General features: G+C 59.0%; 4 protein-coding genes. 3 read left to right on the forward strand and 1 reads right to left on the reverse strand.

All coding sequences use genetic code 11. From position 1 onward, the window contains the following. Positions 1-88 precede the first annotated feature (88 nt). From ACODSP_RS14995 to ACODSP_RS15005, 3 genes are all read left to right on the forward strand, one after another. Positions 89-4,198: a hypothetical protein gene (locus ACODSP_RS14995; protein WP_488966372.1), complete on the forward strand. Its 4,110-nt coding sequence runs from the start codon at positions 89-91 to the stop codon at positions 4,196-4,198. Positions 4,199-4,264: 66 nt separating this feature from the next. Further along, positions 4,265-6,223 carry a beta strand repeat-containing protein gene (locus ACODSP_RS15000; protein ID WP_488966373.1) on the forward strand — a complete coding sequence of 653 codons (1,959 nt, stop codon included), beginning with the start codon at positions 4,265-4,267 and terminating at the stop codon, positions 6,221-6,223. Continuing rightward, on the forward strand, positions 6,112-7,824 hold the full coding sequence (locus ACODSP_RS15005; RefSeq protein ID WP_488966376.1) for a hypothetical protein: 1,713 nt from the start codon (positions 6,112-6,114) through the stop codon (positions 7,822-7,824). Before ACODSP_RS15000 ends, ACODSP_RS15005 begins: the two co-directional genes overlap by 112 nt. A 53-nt stretch (positions 7,825-7,877) precedes the next feature. Here the strand turns inward: ACODSP_RS15005 and ACODSP_RS15010 are convergent. Next, a partial coding sequence (locus ACODSP_RS15010) for an ISAs1 family transposase (protein ID WP_488966374.1) occupies positions 7,878-8,290 on the reverse strand: 413 nt, incomplete at its 5' end.

Raw genomic sequence — 8,290 nt, forward strand, 5'->3', positions numbered from 1 at the left:
ATTTTAGAAAATTAAATTTATTTAGACATACAAGTATTTATATACGACGCCATCTTACAATACGAGGATATAAAAAATGACTACATTTATGACCACCCCGATGGTGATTAGCGATGTCAAGAGAGTAAATAGTTATACTACCGGAGACCAGTTGCAGCCGCGGGTTACCGTCCTGAATGATGGCAGCTATGTCGTCGCCTGGTCTTCTTCAGCTCAGGATGGCTCTGGATACGGTGTCTATCATCAGCGGTTCGATAGTTTAGGAAATATGGTGGGGTCGGAAACCCGAGTTAACACATATACGACCAGTGACCAGAACGATCCATCAATTACTTCTCTTTCAAATGGTGGCTATGTCATCAGCTGGACATCCACCGGAGAGGACGGGTCCGGTCAGGGGGTTTATGCACGCCGTTACAACGCCGACGGGACCGCAGTCGCGGCACCTTTTCGCGTGAACGTGACAACAGCCAACGGTCAATTCGCTTCCGAAGTCGGTGCATTCAACAGCGGCGGCTTCATCGTGGCGTTCAGTCATGAGGCAACTACTGGCACGGATTACAACATCTTTGCGCGTTCTTATAAGCCGGATGGCACAGCCTGGGGCAATCCCATACAACTCAACCAATATACTTCTTCGCTCCAGACCAACGCTTCGGTAGTGGGGAGCGCAAATGGTCATTCGTTGGTCGTATGGCAATCAAACAATCAGGATGGGTCCGGCTACGGCATTTATGGCCGCTTTGTACTGTTCACCAGTGGCGCCAGCGGAAGCGAATTCCGCATCAACTCTACAACGGCCAGCAATCAGGCCGGCCCCGTTTTGACGGCCTTGCCAAATGGGGACTACCTCGTCGTCTGGGTTTCCACCAACCAGGACGCGACCACCGGTCTTGGCATCTTCGGCCAGAGGGTCGATGCCAGCGGGAACCTTGTTGGTGGGGAATTTCAAGTCAACACATATGCAACTGGCGACCAGAACGGACCCAGCGTAACCAATCTGGCAGATGGTGGCTGGTTGATCACCTGGCAGTCGCAGGGACAAGACGGGGATGGGCTTGGTCTTTATGGCCAACGTTATGACGGTACAGGCAACCGGGTTGGCGACGAATTCCAACTTCATCAATGGGTCGGGGGCGACCAGCGCAATGTTTCCGTAGACGCCAGGGCCGATGGCGGCTGGAATCTTGTCTGGCTGAATGAAGGCGCTGACGGGACATTCGATGTGCACATGCGCATTTTTGCACCGACCGATGCCGCGCCGACCTTGGCGGCAACGGATCAGAATGTGGGGGTCAACGGGCGGGTGGGCGCTACTGCGCTGTTTGATCTGGTGGATGACGTCGCTTCTAGCACCCGGCCTGCTGGAGATCACCCGGTTAGCAGCTATGAGTTCACTGACAATGCGGCTGGGGGTGGCTATTTCACGGTGAGTGGCGTGCAGCAGGCCAGCGGCACGCCGTTTACCGTCACGACCGATCTGTTACATACGGTGCAATGGATTGCTGCCGCAGGTGTTGCCACCGAACAGGTGCAGATCCGCGCCTTTGACGGCGTGAACTGGAGCGCGTCCGTCAGTGCCAATATCTACACGACGGCACCGGCCCGGGCCTTTGTGGAGACGGGCCTGCTGCGGGCCAACACCACGACGACGAACAACGAAACCAATCCCCAGGCTGTGGAACTGGATAACGGCACCATCGTTGTTGTGTGGCAGACCGCAGCTCAGGGCATTGTCGGGCAGCGTTACAGCGCGGCGGGTGCCAAGCTGGGGTCGGAGTTTGTAATTTCCGCTTCGTCTACGGGTTCCGTTATCAATCCCGCGATCGCCAGCATGGTGGACGGCGGCTTTGTCGTCTCATGGACAATCGGCGGGGGCGACACGTCCGGCAACGCAATCCATGCCCGGCGCTATGATGGCGACGGCAGTCCGATGGCGGCTGCGTTCCGCATCAACACAACGACGGCGGGCGATCAGGAACTGTCCAGCATCACGGGTCTGTCCAACGGAGGGTACGCCGTTGCCTTTACCCACCAGGTGAGTACGACAGACTATGACGTCCATGTCCGTGTCTATGGTCCTGAAGGGGGGCGTGGCACCGACATCAAGGTGAACCAGTATAGCGGGTCATTTCAAACAAATGTCCGTGTAACGGCCGGAAGCAACGGCGACTTCTTGGTATCCTGGCAATCCTCCGGACAGGATGGCTCTGGATATGGCGTCTATGGCCGGTTGATGTCCGCCGACGGCTACTTCCTGGGCTCTGAGTTCCAGATCAACCAGAACACCTCGGATAATCAGGCTGGCCCTTCCGTCACCGCCTTGAAAGACGGCGGCTACCAAGTCATCTGGCTATCCCTCAACCAGGATGGCAGTAGCTATGGCGTCTATGGCATGCACCTGGACGGAAAAGGGCAACCTACTTCCGCTGAAAATCTGATCAATACCTTTACCCCTGGAAGTCAGTCCGGCGCCGAAGTGGTGGCCCTGGCCGATGGTGGCTGGCTGGTGGCCTGGCACTCCGAGAATCAGGATGGGTCTGGCTACGGCATCTATGCGCAGCGCTTCGACACGAACGGCGCTTCCGTCGGGTCTGAATTCCGGATGAATAACCGCGTCGGCGGCGACCAGAAAGTTCCTGCGATTGCGGCGCGCGCCGATGGCGGGTGGGTGGCTTTCTGGGATGATATTGGCCTGGATGGCTATGGCAGCGGTATTTATGGCCGGTTCTGGGGGCATGCCGTGGACGCCCCTGTCTTGGTCGCAACCGATAAGACCGCCTTTGCGGGCAGCGACATTGCCGGTCTCGAACTGTTCGATGTCGCCATCGACGCGGCCACGGCAACCGTACCGGGCGGCGAACACAAAATCATTACTTATGAATTCACCGACAATAATGCGGGCGGTGGGCAGTTCTTGCTGCATGGCGGTGGTCAAGCCAGCGGCACCCCCTTCACGGTGTCTGCCTCACAGATGCCCTATCTGAAATGGGTGGTTGGATCAGGTGCGGAAACCGTCCAGGTCCGCGCTTTTGATGGTGAACGTTGGAGCGCACCGGTCACGGTGACGATCAATGGCACCGCGTCCCCGGATGCATTTGCCGTCACTGGTGAAACCCGTGCCAATCCGGTCCACACTGGTAGCGACCCCGATGTCGCCGTCCTGAAAGACGGTAGCTATGTCTTCGTTTGGACATCCAGTGATGAGGGTACGACGGTAAATGGCCCGACGAGGGGGGTCTATGCCCAACGCTATGCGGCGGACGGGAGCAAACTGGGAGGGGAGTTCCGGGTAAATGCCAATTATGAAGGTGATCAGGATAGGCCCTCCATCGCCGCTTTGGAGGATGGAAGCTATTTCGTCACCTGGCATGGCAACGGCAGCTGGGACCTGGCTGGCCGACGGTTCAGTGCTAATGGCACGGCGCTAACCGGTGACATTAATGTTGCACCCGGAGACTCTGCATTTCAAAACAGATCCGAAGTAGCCGCTTTGTCCAACGGAGGCTACGTCTATGCTTTCGAAGACTATGACTACTCCGGGCCGACCGGGTACGATATTGCTATTCGGGTTTTCAATGCCAATAATGTTGCCCAGAATCAATCTTATAAGCTCAATCAGTATCTGACGGGCAATCAAACATCCGTGGACGTTGCAGGGGGTGTTGACGGCACCTCCTATGTCATCTGGCAGTCTGCAGGCCAGGATGGGTCTGGCACGGGAATATATGGCCGTCTCGTTGATCGTTTTGGGTCGCCTCTGACTGACGAGACCCATATCAGCGTTGGACGTACAGCGGGCGATCAAACGCAGCCGGCCATTTCAGCACTGGCGGGCGGCGGATATGTGGCGGCTTGGTCCAGCCAAGGCTATGACGGTGCTGGCTATGGCATTGTTCTTCGGTTCATCGACGCGGCGGGACAACTGATCGGCGACGAGTTCGTAGGCAACACATCCAACACCTATGATCAGCTGGAGGTATCCGTGGCCGGTTTGGCCGATGGGGGCTTCATCGTGGGATGGGTCAACCATGGAGACGTTACAGCTGGCGGTTCGCCGAAAATGTTTGCTCAGCGATTTGACAAGCTCGGCGCTAAGGTCGGTGTTGAGTTTCCGGTGTCCAATACCAACGATGATGCGCAGGATTATCGTATTTCCCTGGCCGCTCGTGCCGATGGCGGATGGGTGACGGCCTAGCAGGCCAGACAGTTAACCGATAGTGCTGGATATATCTATACCCGCGCCTGGGGTGATCCCAATGTCATGGTCAATGACTTTGTCGAACAGACGGGTACAGCGGGTGACGATGGTCTGACCGGTACCCCGTACCGTGATAAAATCAACGGCCTGGGCGGCAATGATGTGATCTATGGCCTGGGCAGCGATGACAGTCTGATCGGCGGTAATGGCGATGATTACCTGGATGGCGGCACAGGCAATGACACGCTGGTTGGCGGTGCCGGCAATGACATATTCAAGGTGGATAGTTTGTCAGACGTCGTGGTTGAAGCGGCGGGGGCTGGCAATGACACCGTTTATGCCGACATTTCCGGTGTGGTCCTGGCGGCCAACGTCGAGAACATGTTCTGGGTTGGCACCGGTAATTTTGAAGGCACGGGCAACAGTCAAGGCAACAGCATCCGGGGCGGTGCAGGCGACGATACGCTGAACGGTGGTGGTGGCGCTGACACACTGGTCGGCGGTGAAGGCAACGATACCTACATCGTGGATAATGCCAGCGACCTGATAGATGATTTCAGCGGGATTGATACTGTTCAGACAACATTGTCCAGCTACACCTTGGCCTATGGCCTGGAACACCTGATCTATACCGGGTCGGGAAACTTCAATGGGAAGGGCAGTTTGCTGGATGGCAGCGTGGTCGGCGGTGCGGGCAACGACACCTTGTCGGGTGAAGGTGGCACTGACACGCTTATCGGTGATGCTGGTAACGATACTTACACCACCGACAGCACCGACGATCTTGTGATCGAATTGGCCGGCGGTGGCATAGATACACTGCGGACCCAGGCCAACACCTATGCGCTATCCTCTTCGGCCGAGATTGAGAATCTGACCTTCATCGGTGCAGGCAATTTCACCGGCACGGGCAGCAACACCGCCAATTCCATCTCTGGTGGAACCGGTTCCGATACACTGGATGGCGCTGGCGGGGTCGATACACTGGCTGGTGGGGCCGGCGATGATCATTATGTGGTTGATGATGTCGCCGATCTGATCGTCGAAGCATCAGGCGCAGGCACAGATCAGGTCATTGCCAGCGTTGCCGCCTATACCTTGTCAGCTAATGTAGAGAATCTGGCCTATGATGGAATGGCTGCCTTCGCCGGTACCGGCAATGCGCTGGCCAATCTGATCGACGGCGGCATCGGTGCTGACACACTCGATGGCGGCAGTGGTGCCGATACGCTGAACGGCGGTGCCGGTGATGATCTTTACATCATCGACAACGCCGATGATGTTGTGGTGGAAGCTGCGGGTGGCGGGACGGACAGCGTTAACACGACCTTGGACGCCTACACGCTGGGGGCCAACGTTGAGAACCTGACCTATACCGGCGGCGGCACCTTCACCGGTACCGGCAATGCGTCGGCCAACCTCATCACGGGCGGTGCGGGTGCTGACACGCTGGCGGGTCTGGGCGGGGTCGACACGCTGGCCGGTGGTGCGGGCGATGATCTCTATGATGTGGAGGAAACGGGCGATCAGGTGGTGGAACTGGCGGGCGGTGGCAATGACCATGTCCGGTCCAGCGCCAATGTCTATACGCTGTCTGCGGAGATCGAGACCCTGACCTTCACCGGCACCGGCACTTTCACCGGCAGCGGCAACGCCTTAGCCAATTCCATCAAGGGTGGGGCCGGCAATGACACGCTGGACGGGGGGCCGCCGGCGCTGACACGTTGGATGGCGGCGATGGTGACGACACCTATGCTGTCGACGATGCGGGCGACACCATCATCGACAGCGCCGGGATTGATACCGTCCGCAGCAGCCTTGCCGCCTACATATTGGGGGCGGGTCTGGAACATCTGGTGTTCAACGGGACCGGCGCCTTCGCGGGCACGGGCAATGCTGCGGGTAATTCCATCACCGGCGGGTCGGGCAATGACACGCTGGATGGCGGGGCTGGGGCTGACACGCTGGCCGGTGGCACCGGCAATGACACCTATATCGTGGACGATGCCGGCGAAGTGGTGACGGATACAGGGGGCACCGACACGGTCCGCACGGCGCTGGCCAGCCATACGCTGGCGGCCAATATCGAGAACCTTGTCTTTACGGGCACAGGCGATTTCTCAGGCACCGGCAATGGCGGCGCCAATTCCATCACCGGCGGCACCGGCAATGACACACTGGACGGTCTTGGCGGCAACGACACGCTGGATGGCGGTGTCGGGGCCGACAGCATGGCGGGTGGCCTGGGCAATGATACCTTCATCGTCGATGATGCCGGCGATGTCGTGGTGGAGGCGGCGGGCGGCGGCACCGATACGGTCCGCACCAGCCTTGCCGCCTATACGCTGGGCACCGATGTCGAACATCTGGCCTTTACCGGCACGGGTGACTTCACCGGGACCGGCAATGGCGCCAACAACTCCATCACGGGCGGCGCCGGCAACGACACGCTGGACGGTCTGGACGGGGATGACACGCTGTCGGGCGGGAATGGCAATGACAGCCTGACCGGCGGCAACGGCAATGACAGCCTGACCGGCGGGACCGGTGCCGACACGATGGTCGGCGGGGCCGGTAACGATACCTACATTGTCGACAATATCGGCGACGTCGTGGTGGAACAGGCGGGCGAAGGCACCGACATCGTGCAATCCTCCATCAGCTTCACCCTGACCAGCGTGCTGGAGACCCTGACCCTGACGGGTGGGGCCGCCATCAACGGCGTCGGCAATGATGGCGACAATCTGTTGACCGGCAATGGTGCCGCCAACAGCCTGGAGGGCGGTCTGGGCAATGACAGCCTGAATGGCGGCGGCGGTGCCGATACGCTGGTGGGCGGGGCCGGTGACGATCTCTACACAATCGACAATGCCGGCGACATCATCACCGAACTGACGGGCGAGGGAACGGACAGCGTTCAATCCTCCGTCACCTACACCTTGTCGACACATGTGGAGAACCTGACCCTGACCGGTAGCGGCGCCATCAATGCCACCGGCAACGACCTGGCCAACATCCTGACCGGCAACAGCGGAGCCAACCGGCTGGATGGCGGAACCGGGGCCGACACCATGGCCGGCGGCGCAGGCGACGATGTCTATGTCGTGGATGATGCCGGCGACACGATCACCGAGGCAGCGAGCCAAGGCACCGACCGCGTGGAAACGGCGCTGGCCGCGTACACCCTGGGCATCAACCTGGAGCATCTGACCTATACCGGCAGCAGTGATTTCACCGGCATCGGCAACGCCGCCGCCAACAGCATCACCGGCGGTACCGGCAATGACACGCTGGATGGCGGGGCTGGTGCCGACACGCTGACCGGCGGGGCTGGGGCGGATCGCTTTGTCGTCGATGACGGGGATATCGTCACCGACTTCAGCTCCGCCGACGCTGACAAGCTGGATCTGACCAGCTTGGATGCCGACAACGGCACCGCCGGCTTTCAGTCCTTTATCTGGATCGACACTACGACCTTCTCCGGCGTGGCGGGTGAACTGCGCTGGGTTGTGGCGGGCAGCGACGTCAAGCTGCTGGCCGATCGGGACGGCGACGGCGATGCCGATCTGGAGGTCACACTTACAGGCGTGGCCAGCATCTCAAACGCCGAATTGGTACTCTGAACGTAACTGTGAGGGTGGGATACCGTTCCCACCCTCAAAACAGGGGAATCGCTTCAGATTAACGGCCCTGAATTTCGAATGATATTTTCGAGATAATCTGGATCGAGGTTTGCGCGTTTTCTGCGGACCTTTAGGCTGTGCTTGTCGTTTGGGTTTCGGATGATATTCATGGCCATATGCCTGACGATGGCCATGTTTTGGGGGCCATGTCCGGATCTGAGGCGTGCGAGGTCGTCATGGAAGACGACGTCGAGGACCCAGTGGAGCCGGTTTTCGATGCCCCAATGGGCTCGGACGGCGCGGGCGAAGGTCTGGGCATCCAAGGTGGCGGAAGACAAGTAGTATCGTTTTTCCCGCTGTGTGCGTCCGTCGCGTTCGACCTTGGTTTCGACCATCGCGATCATGGCCAGTGCCGGGAAGCTGGGTTGATCGGTGTATCGCCGGTCTGAGAAGAGCCAGCCGACAT

The sequence above is a fragment of the Niveispirillum sp. FG156 genome (assembly GCF_057809555.1).